This is a genomic window from Pantoea piersonii (assembly GCF_003612015.1).
In the GTDB taxonomy this organism is placed as follows: Bacteria; Pseudomonadota; Gammaproteobacteria; order Enterobacterales; family Enterobacteriaceae; genus Pantoea; species Pantoea piersonii.
The window spans coordinates 241,845-258,972 of record NZ_RARB01000006.1 but is presented as its reverse complement, the minus strand read 5'-3'; the positions used below and the strand labels follow the sequence as shown (position 1 = coordinate 258,972).

Sequence of the window (17,128 nt, the reverse complement as noted above, 5' to 3'; positions counted from 1 at the left end):
AAAATGGATGATCCGAACATAACAAACAGGGCTGCGTTTAGCATCATGAAATCAAAGGTAAAAATTATCCACAGTTGAACAGAGAAAACCGTGACTGAACTCACTATAGCTTATCTTGTTTGCAGATTACAGCTTATGCTTTACGCCTTATAGCTTATGCTTTGCTTGTTACAGCTTATATTCTGCTTATTACAGCTTATGCGATCACCCTTTCAGGCCAGAGCTGACAAGGCCTGCGACGATCGGGGATCTCTTTAGGATCTAATAGGGATCATATAAGGATCGTATTGTTGGGATCTATTCAGTGGATAAGTTGATTCATCAGAGCGCGCTCCGGAGGCGCGATGACGACCACGATCCTTTTGACGCCCTCCTGAAGAGCGTTTTTTACAACACGCCTGACAACCTGGAGGATCGCTCGCTCTGCTGCCCGTCTGGGCACTGAACAGATACGCCACGGTATCCACACAACGCTAAAACAATCAGCAGGCTTCGATCTCTCTTTACGCAATGATGCCACAACCCAGGGGAGTTCTGAGTCGTACACTAGCCGCCCTGGCGTTTTCCATTTGTTGTCTGGAAGTATGAGTCTGACCGTCTGCTAAGCGTGAACAGCTAAGCAAGCCTGAGCAGCAGAAATCAGCAAATTAAGGTTCAGGTTGTAACTGCGCGGTAGCAGAGACAGGTAGCTCTTACGCCAGCCCACCTGTTCACGGATATCGAAGGGATAGCCTGACGTATGAGTTATGCCAGGAAGCAACAGTCAGGCCTGATGGCTTTTTCGGTTTACACAGCTAAAAAGCGCCGATTATATTAATTCCTGAGCAAAGACATACTTTATTAACTCAGTATTGGAATGCAGCTGAAGTTTACGCATCGCATTATATTTCTGTGTCGCCACAGTGCTTACGCTACGCTGACGGACCTTAGCAATGTCCATCAGGCTATAACCGATGGCAAAAAGCCGAATAACTTCCAGCTCTGATGGTGACAGCAGAGTTTTAACAGAACCAGTAAGATGATCGCTCATCAGATGCTTCATCTGCTCAGAATAATAGGTGCCGTCTTTTCTGGACAAGATCCAGTGAAGGGCCTGAACCAGCTCATGACAATCATCTCGTTTGCTGACAATAGCATTTACTGGCACTTGTAATGCTTTTTGTAAAATAGCCGGGTTTGTCTGGGCAGTGAACACAATAATCTTCAGTTCGGGTAACTGATTATGGATCTTTTCAATTTTTCTTATGCCATTAAAGTCATTGCGCTCAAAACTGATGCGGAAATCGATAATTAATATATCTGGCGTATGCTCCTTAAGGCGCATCAGCAAAGTCTCTGCATCCACCGGATAAGTGCACATTTCCTGACCCAAAATTCGACTGCCAGTATCGACTGGATTGAAGAGATAATAAACGGGCTTTCATCAGATACACCAATCTGAACTGCTCTTTTTTTCTGAGGCATACCGTCTTAAAAATCCTTTAGTCAGTGAATAGATGGGCTCCTTAAGGCCCTGCTAATGCTGTCAGCTGACTACCGCATTGGTTGTTCCTGAACAGATCGCGGGAGCAGTCTGAACCTGCAGCGCCTGTAGCAACGCATAAAGCTGAAGCATTCTCATAACCCTGCATAATGCTTTTGTCTGAGAAAGCCGCCAGGACCATTCTCTGCTGAAGTGACTCCAGCTCAACATTCAGGCGAAGCACCTTTTAGCTCTATTGCCAGTTCGTTTATCCAGCAAAGGGTAATATGTTGAATAAAAATAGCTGTTCACTGCTATTACATTCGATAAGGCTGCAATAACATGCCATTTGTATTTTATGCGTTAACTATATGTTCATGAACACTGGTCAGGGTAAAAATAAGGGCTCATAACAGTAACAACAGTGCTGTCTGCTGTAAAATAAAAATGGTTACCTTTACCAGGGCGTTCTGTCAACGTAACGTAAGGAAACCGGTGTTTTCTGATAAACGAGAAAATTTCGAATTTGACCTTATTAAAGGCGCGTTAAACGGAAGCTAAGTAAAACAGATAATGGCGTATTGCTCGCTGTTAACGCATGACAAATTTTTACTTTTTCTCGTAATTGCGCTCAAACATAGCTATTCCACCTGCCTGAAGAAAGGACAAAGGAATAACGGTTGCTTAGTGGACCCACCCTTTTAGTATAATAATCAGTTTGCGCGGAATGTATAGAATAGTTGCCTGTGAGTATATTTTTGGCCTGGGTAAAATTGTGTCCCCTCTGGGTAGTAGCTTACTCTTTTTAAAGAAAACCAGACGGATAAGCGTTCCCAAATGAGACTAAAAATATTTAATGTCAGCCCCGGCAGAGCTTTGTCAGAGTGGTATTTTCTTTTAAAGCTCATTTTTACCATTATCAGGCAAAGTAAATTCAGCCTTCACTTTTTGTAAGCACCTGGCCATTTACAATCCCTTAACTTGCATTGTAATACAGGATGACTTGTTAAATTTTTCCAGGTGCAATTGCTGGTTATTATTCGAACATTTAACATGGCAGTTCTGCCAAAAAGCAAAATGCTTTTTAGCAAAGGCTATTTTGGCGTCAGGAATAAGAACAGGTTTTAAGTGCTATCACTAAAAGGGGGGATAGCAGCCTCTTTAAAGAGTTGGTAATATTTTGTTGACTTGCGGTGTCAAACTGGTTTTAGATTTATCACCTGAATCTTTTCGTTTGGTGTCTGGCTAACGTGTGAATAATCGCAGGGATAAAAAGTGTGTCTGCTTTTTTTTAATTTTTGCTTGGTTATTTTTAATGAGGCGTTTTCCTCTCCCGGACATGTATCTCATTCAGAACGCCTGTTTCGCTGTCAGTAATTAACATTCGTTCCATAATGATTAGAGACATTGCATGTGTGCTTGTTTCTTTGCCGAAATGTTTAGTTGGTTATTGGATAGTGCATATACATAACATCGACTCATCAAATGATAACGGATAGTCAATTTTTTCAGAAAAAAGTTATAGCACAAGCAGCTGTCTCTTTTTACAGGCACTATGGCCTATAAAAAATCCATACATCTGGTTTAATGTATGGCTGTTTTGTCTTAGTAAGGTTTTTAATGCTTTCTTTCGGCTGGTTTTGGGGATTGAATTTTATGACCGGGCTCTTATTATACCAAAACAGCTAAATGAATACATTTGAGACGAAAAAACAGGAGATGACGCAAAACAGGCACAATACTTCGGGGAAAATGCACAAGTTATAACAAAGTTTTTTTCTATTTTATGTTAATCACTGCGCACGAAGCATGGCTACGTGGCGTCAGATAGATTGAGTTAATCGATATGCACAGAGTGACTGAAAATCATGAGCGAATCATCGACGCGTTAGCAGGCTATACGCAAATCGCAGAACCAGATGAGATTTCGCGAGGCAAACGCCGTTATCATTTAACTAAGGATAATGTACGTCGGGTTCTGTTCATTCTTGACGGCGATTTTTTGTTAAAACTGAAAAGTGAAAACAAAGTACTTAATATTCTTTCTGCGCCTTTTGTGGTCGGCGTCACGCCTGCACTGGATGAACCACCCGTTTATCTGGAGAGGATTGATTATGGAAAAGTAAGCTTCGTCGACTACGAAACCTTCTGGCGACTGGTCTTTGAAAAGAACCTTTTCAACGACGCCATGTCAATTTTATCAGGTCAATACTCTGACTTAATGGACTATCTACAGTTACCAAAAAGTAATTCCCACGATGAGGTGGTTTCTCTGATTGAACGCTGGGGGAAACTGCCACCGCATTTGAAAAAACGATTTTCTGCGCTCTATCTGCTTGAAAACAGCTCGCATCTCTCCAAAAGTTCGATTTGCCGGGTGTTAAAGGATCTGAAAGACAAGGGAGAGCTAGTGCTGGTTAACGGTAAGTTTGTCTAGTTTTGCATTTGTGTCCGAAAATTTTGGGATGCCTGATGCTAAAAGGAACAGAGTATGGATATTAAGGTCATTTGCACGGACGAAAATTATTATTTCAGACTCGGCATCTCCAAAATTATTGAAGAAGCGCTCTTATTAGGTGGAAGTGTAGCGTTCTTATCAGGATTCGATAGCGAAAATTTGCGCAAGGCTGACATTATATTAGTCAGTGTCTCACAGTGGCGTCTGTTTATGTGCCAGCCAGCTTATCGTTTTCGCAAGCCGGGCAGCATACTTCTGGTGTTCGTTAATCATATTGAAAACATTATTTCAGATCAGCTCCCGGTATGTTATCAATCCTTAACCCTCCTATCCAGAAGCGATGCGGTCAGGAGTATCAGAGATAAGATAACTAAAGCCTGGCTGATCGCCAAAGATCAGAAAACGAACGCATTTGCACCAACGGACTGCATGAGATGTAATTATGCCCGAATATCGCTGATACAGCTGCAGGTAATGAGCTTTTTGAAAAGTGGATGCTCGGTTAATCAGACCGCTAAATCTCTGGGGCTGTCTGTTAAGACAATCTATGCGCACAAGTACAATGTAATGCGTAAGTTTGACCTTAAAGGTGACTGTGATTTTTATTCTTTTCTTAGCGATTTGTCTCTGCTTGACTTATATAAAGGCGTGATTGGCGAGAAAGAAAACTTCAGGAGGGAGAAGTATATTATCCCTTGTCATCAACAGTCATGCCAGGAATAAACGCTCATTAATTAAATTGAACGCAAAGGTCTGTTTTATTTTTTAAGAGGCGCTTATGAAAAATGAAATGCAACGTAATAACACCCTTCTTACTATCCCACTTAAAGTTGTCACAGGAATAATTATTGGTCTTTTAATTGCCCTGATTTTGTATATATATAGCAATTACACTATCGACGTGTCTTTATAAACTTTTCTTAAAATTTCCTGCGCTGTGCATGATGTATAGTGCCTTATGCCAGTTAAAAGAGCTGTATTGCTGTTGCGATTTTTCTCTGCTGCCGGGAAAATATGGCTATATCTTAATTTGCTGTTTGTTGATAAATCGTTTTGTTCTCTATGGTAATCTGTTTAAGAGTTAACCTTGTAACACATAACTTTGGCAGGGTGCCTGCCTGACTTAATGTCACGCGCGAGAAAATTAAATGGCTGTGGTAAACAGGCTGTTTTCGTTAAGAAGGACTGAAAATGAAAAATCGTACTCTTATAATGCTGGCTACTGTGGTTTTGTCAGGCGTACAGCTCACCGCATGTGCTTCCCATTCTCCTGAAAAAACACAGTTAACTATGCGCAACCCCGCTGCCAGCTGGTGTGTCCATTCAGGCGGAAGGCTGTCACAGATTCGGACAGATGTCGGAACTACTGAATATTGCACCCTTCCTTCAGGTGAGCGCATAGAAGAATGGGCGCTCTTTCACCGCGCTCATCCAGAACAAAAATGAGTGACCTGCCTCCTGTTGAGACGCGAGCGCCCATAAACCTATATGGCTATCGCTGCCTGTGACAGGTAATGCCCCTCCTATCCCGATACACGAGTCCCCCGTCACTATGCGCCAGTGAAGCTCCTTTTAGGTTACACGCCGGTAAACCCCGTTCTGATCCACTATGCTGCTTAATAAGGTGCAGCAAAAACTATGCTGTGAATCTTCCAGACAGCGTTTTCAAGAGGTGAATTATGCAGGCTATGACCTTAACCGCTCCAGGCGGACTGGCTAATCTTAAGCTGATGACGCTGGCCGACCCTGGCAAACCCGGTTATGGCGAAATCCGCGTGGCGATACATGCAACATCGCTCAACTATCACGACCTGCTGGTCGCGGAAGGTGCAATACCGACCGCGCCACAGCGCATTATGATGGCGGACGGCGCAGGCGTCGTGGAGGAAGTGGGTGAGGGGGTAACCGGCTTCAAAGTGGGCGATGCAGTCGTTTCATGTTTTTTTCCTCAGTGGGCGGATGGGCTTCCTTTTAATCAGGTCGCGGATTTCATGCAAACGCCAGGCGATGGCGCTGACGGATTTGCGGCCGAATATGTTGTGCGCCCCGCCAGCAGTTTCACCCTGGCCCCGGCTGGCTGGAGCCATGCAGAAGCGGCGACCATCACCACCTCTGGACTGACGGCCTGGCGCGCGCTGGCAGGCGATGCCCGCCTCAAGGCAGGCGATACGGTGCTGGCGCTCGGTACTGGCGGCGTGTCGATCACCGCGTTGCAGATTGCTAAAGCTATGGGTGCGCGCGTCATTATCACCTCTTCTTCCGATGAGAAGCTGGCGCAGGCGCGCGCGCTGGGCGCAGATGAGACCATCAACTACCGCACCCATCCCGACTGGGGTAAAGCAGTGCAGGAGCTTACCGGTGGAGAGGGGGCTGATGTGGTTATTGAGGTTGGCGGGCCCGGGACGCTGGCGCAGTCCATTCACGCCGTCAGGGTTGGCGGGCATATCGCTCTGATCGGCGTGCTGACCGGGCGAGAAGGGAACATCCCGACATCGCTGCTAATGGCCAAACAGGCAAAGATCCAGGGGCTGATCGTTGGCAACCGTCGACAGCAAGAGGATTTTATCCGCGCCCTAAACCAGACAGGGCTACGCCCGGTCATTAGCAACAAGTTCACTGGACTCACTTCTCTCGCCGATGCGTTTACTCTGCAGCGCGATGGCGGGCACTTCGGCAAAATTACCGTTGAATGGTAGTAGTTTTGGCGGCGTGTTCAAAACAGACGACAGCGGCGTAGCTGGCGGGTCTTAACCCTTCTGGCAGCAAAGAGCATCACGCAGGGCGAAGTGATGCTCTTTTATCATTGAGGTAAACGCTGAAATGGACGCTAATGTTCCTGGCCAGCTTTCCTGACTAATTCACCAGCCTCCATATTTCGCTCGGAACATCATTAAAAATCTCATTCATTATAAGCTCTGCCTTACGGTGATCGTAGGCACCTTCAAAAGAGCTGATATCCTGAGCAGGAACATTTTTACGCATATAGCTGGTAACGATATCAAGTATATCTTTTGAGGGGCAGCGTCTTAACTCACTCAGGTAATAATTTTTATTCATTATTCGTCTCTAAATTTATCCGTAAAATGCTCTGTTAGTAGAGTTAATCCAGAAAATCTCATGGGGTTCGATGTTTTCTTTTTATGTTCCGCTGCTCTGGAGCGCATCGCAAAATCCGATATTAAGCCTCAGCTGAAGCGAAGGTGACGAAAAAACTTAGCGTGTAAAGCATCTTATTGAATGATGTATAAATATTTTTGCTGAGACTGTAGCTTCACGCCAGATATTTTCCCGATGACCTTGAATACTATTCCTTTTCCGGGAAGGATACGCGCAAAGCCTTTGTTTGTCAGGCCTTTATAATTATCATTCTTCCTGACATCGTTACTGAAAAAGCAGAGCATTAACGCGTTTTCAAACAGTAAGGTTCTATGAAATTAACATTTTTGCAAATTTGTTTTTGCAAATAAAGCCTTTAGGCTTGAGATTTAACAGGTTATTAAGGCTGAGTAAAAATAAAACCAGATCGTCTTAATCGTGAAATGTGAACACTACATTAGCAACTGCTTAACCTGCATCGCCAGGGTTATAGAATAATTTAAGGCTGGTTTATTTATAGTTGATATAAATAGTGACGGGAACGGCAATAAATGTATAGCCGGTCGCAGGCAGAACGACTGAGTGGGCCATCCTGTTTCATAAATATTTTATTAAAAGACGATATCGAGCGATAAAAAGCGCTTCACAGGCAGCATTAACATTGACAGACAGAAAACTGAGGGACAGCTCTGACGCGCCGGCATAATTAAATATTTTGATACGTGCGACCTGACGTTCCGCCAGTGAAAACCGGTAAGGTATTCCGGCAGAGCGGTCCAGGCGGCTGCCCTTACTCTCAGCCTGCGTTGGCTGTCAGGTATTCTGAAGCTACGCGAGCGGACCAGGCAGGCAGAGGACCGCCTGCCGGAAGCAGATGCGCTTTGGCGCCATAGCGCAAAAGGGCTATCACCTCAGCAGGCGACAGGTTCTAACCCGGATAAATGCCGCGATCCTGGCGCGCCATCAGAATGCGCTCGCAGGCGACAATATAAGCCGCGGTGCGTAAAGAGCAGCTTTTCTCTTTAGCTTTATCCCAGACGCTGACCATCGCCTCAGTCATAATCTTGTCCATGCGCTGGTTGATCTCCTCTTCGCTCCAGAAGAAGCTGGCCATATCCTGCACCCATTCAAAATAACTCACCGTCACGCCGCCGGCGTTACACACCACGTCGGGCACAACGAGAATGCCTCTCTCTGCCAGCATATCGTCCGCTTCAGGAAAGGTCGGGCCGTTAGCGCCTTCGAGCACCAGCCGGCAGTTAAGCGACTTCGCGCGCTGTAGGGTAATCTGCCCTTCGAGCGCGGCAGGGATCAGAATATCCATCTGCACCTCCCAGAACGCCTCGCTGTCGATCTCCTGTGCGCCGGTAAAGCCCGCAATTTTGCGGTGCTGCGCCTGCCAGTCGCTGAGCGCCGTCAGGTCGATGCCGCGCTCGTTATAGAGCGTCGCGCTGTGATCCTGAATAGCCACGACGCGCGCGCCCGCTTCAGCAAACAGGCGAGCTGCTTCGCTGCCGACGTTGCCGAAGCCCTGAACGGCGACGCGGCTGCCTTCAATCGTAATACCTGCGCGCTGTGCCACCTCTCTGCCGGTGATAAAGACGCCGCGGCCTGTCGCTTTTTCGCGGCCAAGCGAGCCGCCAAGATGGACCGGCTTACCCGTAACGACGCCAGTGACCGTGGTGCCCTGGTTCATGGAGTAGGTATCCATAATCCAGGCCATAACCTTGCCGTTAGTGCCGACATCCGGCGCGGGAATATCTTTTTGCGGTCCGATAACGATGCCGATTTCGCTGGTATAACGACGCGTCAAACGCTCCAGCTCGCCTTCTGAAAGCGAGAAAGGATCTACGCGGATGCCGCCTTTAGCGCCGCCATAGGGCAGGTTGACCGCAGCACACTTGATAGTCATCCACGCAGAAAGCGCCATAACTTCATTGAGGTCCACGTCGGGATGGTAACGAATGCCGCCTTTGCCGGGGCCACGCGAAAGGTTGTGCTGAACGCGATAACCTTCGAAATGACGAATCGTCCCGTCATCCATTTGCAACGGAATATCGACAATCAGCGCGCGTTTAGGGTGACGCAATGTATCCGTCCAGCGCGCCAGTTCGCCTAAATAGGGCGCCACGCGATCTATTTGGCGTAAATAGGTGGTCCAGGCAGAGGTGCTACTTTCTGACGCGTAAGATAACTTTTCCATAAAAAACCTTATCGACGTAGGGTCGCTAAATGTGCAGGGAAATAAAACAGGATCAGATGTTCTTAACGGCAGTAAACCTAACATTTATTTGCAGCATGTCTATCGGCGAGAGAGCCAAAGCTAAAAAGACGGACCGTTTCCCGGTCACGATATATGAATAATTAATCATCTTTTTTGACCTGCATGTAGTGAATATTTATGCATTTTATATGCACCAGATCTGCATAATGACGGTTTTTATCAATTTTTTCAGATCTTTGAGAGGGTTCAAAAAGTGAATAGAATGAATCCAGGATGTGTTGACTTTGTTACAGGCCACGACCAGTATGAAACTCACTTAAACAGAAGGAATGGATATATTTAATCATTATCGACCCGAAGCGCTAGCCTGATTTATATTTCACGCGATAAACATAACGCGATAATTTATTTAATTCGCGGCTTGCCCGCGCCGTTAAATTACAAGCGAAAGCGCGGCTGGATCGTCACGCTATTCTTCTTTTCATTTCAGGAGAAATGACATGTCAGCACGTCTTAATCGTGAAGATTTCGATAAATATATGGTGCCTTGCTTTTCGCCCGCGCCTTTTATTCCGGTAAAAGCGAGTGGTTCCCGCGTCTGGGATCAGCAGGACAAGGAATATATCGATCTGGCCGGTGGTATTGCGGTCAACGCGCTGGGACATGCCAATCCTCACCTTGCCGAGGCGCTCAAAGCGCAGATCGACAGGCTCTGGCACATCGGCAATGGCTACACCAACGAACCGGTACTGCAGCTGGCGAAAACGCTGGTTGAGTCCACCTTCGCCGATAAAGTCTTTTTCTGTAACTCCGGTGCGGAAGCCAACGAGGCGGCGCTTAAGCTGGCGCGTAAATATGCTCTCGAACGCCACGGAAAAGAAAAAAGCGAGATTATCGCCTTCAACAATGCCTTTCATGGCCGCACCCTGTTTACGGTCACGGTTGGCGGACAGCCAAAATATTCGGCGGACTATGCGCCGCTGCCCGGCGACATTACCCATCTGCCTTATAACGATCTCCAGGCCGTCAGCGATCATATTTCTGAACGCACCTGCGCCATTATCGTCGAGCCGATTATCGGCGAGGGCGGCGTGCGCCCGGCGGATGCGGCCTTTTTGCAGGGGTTGCGTCAGCTCTGCGATCGCTACCACGCCACGCTGATCTTTGATGAGGTGCAGACCGGCGCCGGACGAACCGGTTCGCTTTACGCCTGTCAGCAGTATGGCGTTGAACCCGATATTTTAACCAGCGCGAAAGGGCTGGGCGGCGGCTTCCCTGTCGGCGCGATGCTGACGCGCGATGCCTGGGCGCAGGTGTTTCAGCCCGGCACGCACGGCACGACCTTCGGCGGCAACCCGCTGGCCGCGACGGTCGCCAACAGCGTGCTGGCGCAGCTGGACAGCGCGCTGCTGCAGGGCGTAAAAGCGCGCCACGGTTGGATCGTGGAGCGACTCGCGGCGCTGAACACGCAGTATGGCGTCTTTAGCGATATTCGCGGCGCAGGCTTGCTGATCGGTGCTGAACTGGCGACGCCTTACAGCGGTAAAGCCAAAACGCTGACCAACCTGGCGGCGGAAGAGGGCGTTATCGCCCTGATCGCCGGACCGGATGTGTTGCGCCTCACCCCGGCCTTAAATATTCCCTTCAGCGACCTGGAAACGGCGTTTGTGCGGCTTGAACGCGCTATTGCCCGTTTCGTCGGTTAACAGAGGAGAACGCCTGTGCTGTTTCGACCGGTAAAAGAATCTGATTTGCCTGATATCCTGCGGCTCGCGGCGCGCGCCGGGGTCGGCATGACATCCTTGCCGCACGACGAGCCGCGACTCAGAGCGCGTATCCATAACAGTATCGAAACCTTTGCGGGACGCCTGCCGCGCGCTCAACAGGGGTTTCTGTTTGTACTGGAGGATCCGCTGGCGGGCCGCGTGGTCGGCGTTAGCGCGATTGAAGTCGCCGTAGGGCTGAATGAGCCTTTTTATAACTTTCGCATTCAGCGTAGCGTACGCGCCTCACGCGAAATTGGCGTCTATAAAAACCAGGAGTTGCTGCACCTCAGCTATGACCATACCGGCCACAGTGAACTCTGTACGCTGTTTCTCGATCCTGATTATCAGGTTAACCGTAACGGTCTGCTGCTCTCTAAAGCGCGCCTGCTGTTTATCGCCGCGCACCGCCACCTCTTCTCATCCCACCTTTTTGCGGAGATGCGCGGCGTAGTGGATGAGGAGGGGAGATCGCCCTTCTGGGACGCGCTGGGTCATCACTTTTTTGAAATTCCTTTTGCGGAAGCGGATCGCCTGACCGGCACCGGCATGAAAACCTTTATCGCCGAGCTGATGCCCTCCTGGCCGGTTTACATTTCGCTGCTGCCCGCCGCCGCACAGCGGGTTATCGGTGAGGTGCATCCGCGCACCGCGCCCGCCAGAGCGATCCTGGAAAAAGAGGGATTCAGCTGGCGCGGCTCGGTCGACATTTTTGACGCCGGCCCGGTAATGGAGGCCGAAACCGATGCTATTCGCGCCATCCGCGACAGCCGCGTAGTGACTGCCGGCCGTGCTGGCGAAACGCTGGCTGAAGGCAATGCGCCCTGTATTGTCGCCCGAGATGATTTAGCGCACTTCTGTGCGGTACTGGTGCAGCCCGCCGCCGACGGCCGCTCTCTTTGCCTGAACGAGGCCCAGCGCCGCGCGATGCAGATCGACGACGCTGACAGGCTGCGCCTGGTTTCCCTTAATCCCGAAGAGAATGCGTTATGAGCCATGCAGCACACTTTATTGCCAGAGAGTGGCGCCAGGGCAACGGCCTGCGACTGAGCACCTGTTCGCCTGAAGATAGCGAATCCCTGACCTTGCCCGCCACGTCTTCTCCGGGCCTTCCTTTCTGATACAGAGGTTTTTATGTCTGGTTTTGAAGCAAATTTTGACGGGCTGGTTGGCCCGACGCACCACTATGCAGGACTGTCGGTCGGGAACGAGGCGTCGCTGCACAACCGCGACGGCCTGTCGAATCCGCGTAAGGCCGCGCTGCAGGGGCTGGCGAAAATGAAAGCACTGGCGGATCGCGGCTTCGTGCAGGGCATTCTGCCGCCGCAGCCGCGTCCTGACGTCGACGCGCTGCGCGCGCTGGGGTTTACCGGCAGCGATACGCAGCTGCTGGCGCGTGCGGCGGCGGCCTCACCGCATCTTCTTTCTGCGCTGAGCTCCGCGTCGTCAATGTGGACCGCCAATGCGGCCACGGTGTCCCCTTCAGCGGACAGCGCCGATGGTCGGGTGCATTTCACCGTGGCGAATCTCAACAATAAGCTGCATCGCTCTCTCGAGGCGCCGGTGACCTCGGCGATCCTGCGCGCCACCTTTAATAATGAGGCTCACTTCTGTCATCACGACGCGCTGCCGCAGCAGAGCGATTTCGGCGACGAAGGCGCGGCCAATCATAATCGCTTCTGCGGCGATTACGGTAGTCAGGGTATTCAGCTGTTTGTTTACGGACGTCGCGCGTTCGGCGGCGGTGTGGCGCCGCAGCGTTACCCAGCGCGTCAGACGCTGGAAGCGAGCGAAGCGGTCGCGCGCCTGCATCAGCTTAATCCTGACTATACCCTTTTCGCTCAGCAGAACCCTGCGGCGATAGACAGCGGCGTGTTTCACAACGACGTCATCGCGGTAAGCAACCGGCATGTACTGTTTCACCATCAGCGCGCTTTTCTCGATCAGGATCGTCTCCTCAGCCAGCTACGGGAGAAGAGCGCCGCGCTGGGTTTACCTTTTGAGAGTGTCGAAGTGCCGGAGGAACAGGTTTCGCTGGAGGATGCGGTCGCCTCTTACCTGTTTAACAGTCAGCTGCTGAGCAAGCCTGACGGGAAAATGTTGATTGTCGTGCCGGAAGAGTGCCGCCAGCGCGAAAATGTCTGGCGCTATCTTAACCTTCTGACGGAGCGTCCCGGCTCGCCGATTGACGAGGTGCAGCTGTTCGACCTGCGTGAAAGTATGCGCAACGGCGGCGGGCCCGCCTGCCTTCGCCTGCGCGTGGTGTTGAACGAGGCTGAACGCGCCGCCGTCAACAGCGGCAGCCTGATGAATGACGCACGCTATCAACAGCTGACTCGCTGGGTAGAAAAACATTATCGCGATCGGCTGCACAGCAGCGATCTGGCCGATCCGCAGCTGCTGCGCGAAGTCCGCCAGGCGCTGGATGAGCTGACGCAGATCCTGTCGCTGGGGAGCATCTATGACTTTCAGCGCTGAGAAAAGAGGGGCGACAGCCGCGGATTCGCTGAGCCGTTGCCTCGCAAAAGGTTGCCGCCGTGACCTCTCCTTAACACAGAAGGAATTGCTATGACCGTAAAAGAACCGCACGCGCCGTCAGCAAAATCTTCCTCTTCGTCGCAGCTGGAGCGCGGGCTGAGCGAGCGCCATATTCAGATGATCGCGCTGGGCGGCGCTATCGGCACCGGGCTGTTTATGGGTGCCGGAAAAAATATCGCCGTCGCGGGCACCTCGATCCTCATCATCTATGCGCTGGTGGGGTTTTTTATGTATATGGTGATGCGCGCGATGGGGGAGGTACTGTTATCCAGACTCGACTATCGCTCCTTCGCCGATTTCGTCGCGGATTACCTGGGGCCCAAAGCCAGTTTTTATCTGGGGTGGTCTTACTGGCTGAGCTGGGTCGTAACCTGTATCGCCGACGTAGTGGTTTGCGGCGGTTATATGCAGTACTGGTTTCCTGAAATGTCCGCCTGGATACCGGCGCTCGTCACCCTGGGTATTCTCTGCATGTTCAACCTGCTGTCGGTAAAGATGTTCGGCGAGGCGGAGTTCTGGTTTGCGCTAATTAAGGTAATCACTATTGTTGCGCTGATCTTTACCGGCATCTGGATGGTCGCTACCGGCTGGACCTCGCCGGACGGCGTTCAGGCTTCGCTGCAGCATTTGACGGACTCAGCGGTGTTTTTGCCCCACGGCGTGACAGGCTTTCTGGCTGGCTTTCAGATCGCTATCTTTTCCTATACCGGCATTGAGCTGCTCGGCACCATGACCGCCGAAACGCGCGACCCGGAGAAAATTCTGCCGAAAGCGATTAACGCCATTCCGCTGCGTATTATCATTTTTTATATGCTGTCGATGGTCGTTATTATCGCCGTCACCTCCTGGGCTGCGATTTCCCCAGACGTCAGCCCTTTTGTCACCCTGTTTGATAAAGCCGGTTTGCCTGCCGCCGCCGCGATTATCAACTTTGTGGCGCTTACTTCTGCAATGTCGTCCGCTAACAGCGGCGTCTATTCCAGTACCCGTATGCTCTACGGTCTGTCGGTAGAAAAACATGCGCACTGGCAATTTCGCATACTTTCCAGAAGCACCCGTATTCCCGTACGCAGCCTGCTCTTTTCCTGCTTCTGCATGCTGAGCGGAACGCTGCTGCTGTTCCTGGTGCCCAATGTTATGACGCTGTTTACCATTGTATCCACGCTTGCAGCGATTCTGGTGATCTACAGCTGGGGCATGATTCTGGTGGCTTACCTGGCGTATCGTAAGCACCGCCCGGAACTGCATGAACAGTCACAGTTTAAAATGCCGGCAGGCGTGGTGATGAGCTGGATTAGCCTGTTGTTTTTCGCCTTCTCGGTGGTGATTATGGTATTCGACCCGGACACGCTGGCCGCGCTTTGCGCCATGCCGCTATGGTTTGGGTTGTTATGGATCGTCTGGAGAATGAAGGCGCGTAAAGCGCAGGCGCTTAAGATGGTCAGCAGTTCCTGATATCTACCACGCGATAAAGAGTACTGAAATAAAAAAGCGCCCAGGCAATGGGCGCAAGCAAGGAAGGTTACATATAATCGTATGTTTCATGCTTTATGATGTGCATACATCACAGACTCCAGTTTATTCCCCGGAGAGTAAACCTGGATTAAACAGTAGGGCGGTGTGAGACAGAATAACAGAGCGTAAGCGAGAACAGGATAGAATTGACATGGATCATAATAAAACGTGCGGGCAGTAATAAAGGGCTGAATCACATAGCGTGTTGAAGCGGTATTTATGCTTCTTGCCTGATAATAAAAATTACTCACAGCATGTTATGTCAAATGAGGCACCGGCTAATCTGCCATTTTGTGAAAGTCTTATGATGAAGTTAGAAAGGATGCTAATGCGATTCTCTAATAAACGTACAGGCATTATTCTGTTTGTGGTTCTCTATTCTTCTGCCGGGTTTCTGGTATGGTTATTTTTGATTAAATGGCATTCATTGTTTCGCTTTATTTTTCATTAAATCCTTTCTGTATCAGTGGCGTTGCGCGGAACTATGCTCACATTTCTCGAATAGTATCCTGTAAACGAGTTTGGGCAAATGCGTTAACCATTCGAGATAGTGCCCAGAGGTTTTGTGACAGAAACAGGCAGCCGTCTGCAGGATAATTTTGGCGTGAATTTTACAGGTGAGAAAAACGATAAAGAACAACCCTGCAAGGCCCCAGGCAAAGATAATTGCGATTGATTTTTTGGATGAAAAATACATGCTGGCAATACTTCATTATTAACCGTGAGTAACATAAAAAAGAGTATCATTTCATCCTGAAACTAACCAGGCTTATTGGGACCATCCTCTACACAACCAATCCATTATGGGAACGGGTGTAAATTAATACGCGTATTTCTTATTGAAATATTCGGACCTGTTTTCTTATTGTTGTAAATTTGTGCGCCAGAGATATGGCGGATTGACTCCGCCACACCGTTTTACACGTTATTCGCCGCTGCATGGCTTTATTAACACGAAACGTTATGACGTCTCCCGCGCGGCTTTTTTACTGCCAGCGGTTCGGGTTGACCACCAGCAGATCAGTGAACCCAGGCTGACCATTGCCGTACCCTGCCAGAACGATAACGTCAGGTGCGAGTTAAGGATAACCGCGGCCAGCAAAGAGGAAATAACCGGAATAAAGTAGGAAGCAGCGGCCAGCAGATTAACGTTTCCGTGCAGAATGCCGGTGTTCCAGGCGGCGTAGCCGAAGCTCATCGCAATGGCGGCCAGCGCAAGCGCGCTCAGCGACTGCGGCGAGAAAATAAAAGCGGGCTGTGGCGACAGCAGAAATTTCACCCACAGCGTCAGCGCGGTTAATATAAAAAACAGCGTGATGCCGTTACTGCCGTTGGCGATTTTTTTCGTCGCCACGCAGTAGATCGCCCAGATCACCGCGCCGCTAAATGCCAGCCCGTAGCTGAGCGGATTCTCCATAACATTATTGCCAATCTCGCTCAGCGAAAAGGCGTTCTCGCCACCGAGGACGCGACCTATACCCGCGACAGCAAGAAGAACGCCGGGAACGATAAACAGGCTGGTTTTTTGGCGGTTGACGATAACCGTCAGCACGATAGTCATGCTCGGCCAGAGATAATTCACCATGCCGACTTCAATCGCCTGACGACCGCTGTGGGTAAAGCCGAGCGACAGCGACAGGCAAAGTTCGTAACAGACAAATAAAATGCTGCCAGCGATCAGATAACGCCGCGGAAAGGTGCGTAGATCGGGAAAGCCAAGGGTAAAGAGCAGCAACAACGCGCTACAGCTATAGATTAGCGCCGCGCCACCGACCGGGCCGAACCCTTCGCTAACGCTTTTTATCAGCCCGACAATCGCGCTCCACAGCACAATGGCCATCAGACCGATAAGCGTTGCTTTCTTCTGGGACATCATCCGTTACCTCTGTTTCCGTTATGTTCGTTGCCTGATGTCATCGTACAGGCAGCCGCATCGCGTGAGTCGTATAAAAACGGCAGGGCGCGCACATTGTCGCGCTGAAAGCGAGCCATTTAGGGGGAATGATAAGTGCCGGACGAAGAGATAAGAAACCTGAATTATAAAAAATCTTTTTGCCGTCTCGCCTGGGAGA

Annotated in this window: 13 protein-coding genes; 9 read left to right on the top strand and 4 right to left on the bottom strand. The window is 50.0% G+C overall.

What is annotated here, in order from left to right:
- Nucleotides 1-808: 808 nt before the first annotated feature.
- Entirely contained in the window at nucleotides 809-1,360 is a 552-nt protein-coding gene (locus tag D7S44_RS17215) for a response regulator (protein WP_120456900.1), read from the bottom strand.
- Nucleotides 1,361-3,308: 1,948 nt separating this feature from the next.
- Between D7S44_RS17215 and D7S44_RS17210 the strand changes: the two genes are divergently transcribed.
- The 4 genes from D7S44_RS17210 to D7S44_RS17195 all read left to right on the top strand — a co-directional run bounded on the left by D7S44_RS17210 (nucleotide 3,309) and on the right by D7S44_RS17195 (nucleotide 6,616).
- Entirely contained in the window at nucleotides 3,309-3,899 is a 591-nt protein-coding gene (locus D7S44_RS17210) for a helix-turn-helix domain-containing protein (protein WP_120456898.1), read from the top strand.
- Nucleotides 3,900-3,953: 54 nt separating this feature from the next.
- Nucleotides 3,954-4,643 carry a helix-turn-helix transcriptional regulator gene (locus D7S44_RS17205; protein WP_120456896.1) on the top strand — a complete coding sequence of 230 codons (690 nt, stop codon included), beginning with the start codon at nucleotides 3,954-3,956 and terminating at the stop codon, nucleotides 4,641-4,643.
- A gap of 468 nt (nucleotides 4,644-5,111) precedes the next feature.
- Nucleotides 5,112-5,366 (top strand): putative hemolysin, encoded by a 255-nt coding sequence (locus tag D7S44_RS17200; RefSeq protein WP_240629487.1) that lies wholly within the window; start codon nucleotides 5,112-5,114, stop codon nucleotides 5,364-5,366.
- A gap of 233 nt (nucleotides 5,367-5,599) precedes the next feature.
- Complete coding sequence (locus D7S44_RS17195; protein ID WP_120456895.1) at nucleotides 5,600-6,616, top strand: zinc-dependent alcohol dehydrogenase family protein; 1,017 nt, start codon at nucleotides 5,600-5,602, stop codon at nucleotides 6,614-6,616.
- Nucleotides 6,617-6,773: 157 nt separating this feature from the next.
- Here the strand turns inward: D7S44_RS17195 and D7S44_RS17190 are convergent, their stop codons facing one another.
- Nucleotides 6,774-6,977 (bottom strand): Hha/YmoA family nucleoid-associated regulatory protein, encoded by a 204-nt coding sequence (locus D7S44_RS17190; RefSeq protein WP_120456893.1) that lies wholly within the window; start codon nucleotides 6,975-6,977, stop codon nucleotides 6,774-6,776.
- Nucleotides 6,978-7,944: 967 nt separating this feature from the next.
- On the bottom strand, nucleotides 7,945-9,219 hold the full coding sequence (locus D7S44_RS17185; RefSeq protein ID WP_120456892.1) for a Glu/Leu/Phe/Val family dehydrogenase: 1,275 nt from the start codon (nucleotides 9,217-9,219) through the stop codon (nucleotides 7,945-7,947).
- A 521-nt stretch (nucleotides 9,220-9,740) separates the two neighbouring features.
- On the opposite strand from D7S44_RS17185, the gene D7S44_RS17180 reads away from it, so the two are divergent.
- The 5 genes from D7S44_RS17180 (at nucleotide 9,741) to D7S44_RS17165 (ending at nucleotide 14,996) form a co-directional block, all read left to right on the top strand.
- On the top strand, nucleotides 9,741-10,946 hold the full coding sequence (locus D7S44_RS17180; protein WP_120456890.1) for a bifunctional succinylornithine transaminase/acetylornithine transaminase: 1,206 nt from the start codon (nucleotides 9,741-9,743) through the stop codon (nucleotides 10,944-10,946).
- A gap of 15 nt (nucleotides 10,947-10,961) precedes the next feature.
- Nucleotides 10,962-11,996: an arginine N-succinyltransferase gene (gene astA, locus D7S44_RS17175; RefSeq protein WP_120456888.1), complete on the top strand. Its 1,035-nt coding sequence runs from the start codon at nucleotides 10,962-10,964 to the stop codon at nucleotides 11,994-11,996.
- Entirely contained in the window at nucleotides 11,993-12,124 is a 132-nt protein-coding gene (locus D7S44_RS24030; protein WP_257026036.1) for a hypothetical protein, read from the top strand. The genes astA and D7S44_RS24030 overlap by 4 nt, the downstream gene beginning before the upstream one ends.
- A gap of 13 nt (nucleotides 12,125-12,137) precedes the next feature.
- On the top strand, nucleotides 12,138-13,481 hold the full coding sequence (gene astB / locus D7S44_RS17170; RefSeq protein ID WP_120456886.1) for an N-succinylarginine dihydrolase: 1,344 nt from the start codon (nucleotides 12,138-12,140) through the stop codon (nucleotides 13,479-13,481).
- 90 nt (nucleotides 13,482-13,571) lie between these two features.
- Entirely contained in the window at nucleotides 13,572-14,996 is a 1,425-nt protein-coding gene (locus tag D7S44_RS17165; protein WP_120456884.1) for an amino acid permease, read from the top strand.
- Between the two features lie 1,021 nt (nucleotides 14,997-16,017).
- Here D7S44_RS17165 and yddG read toward each other — a convergent pair.
- The gene (gene yddG / locus D7S44_RS17160; protein WP_120457003.1) at nucleotides 16,018-16,929 is read right to left on the bottom strand and encodes an aromatic amino acid DMT transporter YddG; all 912 of its coding nucleotides are present in this window, start codon (nucleotides 16,927-16,929) and stop codon (nucleotides 16,018-16,020) included.
- Between the last annotated feature and the right edge of the window lie 199 nt (nucleotides 16,930-17,128).

Coding starts and splice junctions, on each gene's coding strand:
- D7S44_RS17215 (WP_120456900.1), bottom strand. CDS start 1,360: ATGTGCACTTATCCGGTGGATGCAGAGACTTTGCTGATGCGCCTTAAG.
- D7S44_RS17210 (WP_120456898.1), top strand. CDS start 3,309: ATGCACAGAGTGACTGAAAATCATGAGCGAATCATCGACGCGTTAGCA.
- D7S44_RS17205 (WP_120456896.1), top strand. CDS start 3,954: ATGGATATTAAGGTCATTTGCACGGACGAAAATTATTATTTCAGACTC.
- D7S44_RS17200 (WP_240629487.1), top strand. CDS start 5,112: ATGAAAAATCGTACTCTTATAATGCTGGCTACTGTGGTTTTGTCAGGC.
- D7S44_RS17195 (WP_120456895.1), top strand. CDS start 5,600: ATGCAGGCTATGACCTTAACCGCTCCAGGCGGACTGGCTAATCTTAAG.
- D7S44_RS17190 (WP_120456893.1), bottom strand. CDS start 6,977: ATGAATAAAAATTATTACCTGAGTGAGTTAAGACGCTGCCCCTCAAAA.
- D7S44_RS17185 (WP_120456892.1), bottom strand. CDS start 9,219: ATGGAAAAGTTATCTTACGCGTCAGAAAGTAGCACCTCTGCCTGGACC.
- D7S44_RS17180 (WP_120456890.1), top strand. CDS start 9,741: ATGTCAGCACGTCTTAATCGTGAAGATTTCGATAAATATATGGTGCCT.
- D7S44_RS24030 (WP_257026036.1), top strand. CDS start 11,993: ATGAGCCATGCAGCACACTTTATTGCCAGAGAGTGGCGCCAGGGCAAC.
- astB (WP_120456886.1), top strand. CDS start 12,138: ATGTCTGGTTTTGAAGCAAATTTTGACGGGCTGGTTGGCCCGACGCAC.
- D7S44_RS17165 (WP_120456884.1), top strand. CDS start 13,572: ATGACCGTAAAAGAACCGCACGCGCCGTCAGCAAAATCTTCCTCTTCG.
- yddG (WP_120457003.1), bottom strand. CDS start 16,929: ATGTCCCAGAAGAAAGCAACGCTTATCGGTCTGATGGCCATTGTGCTG.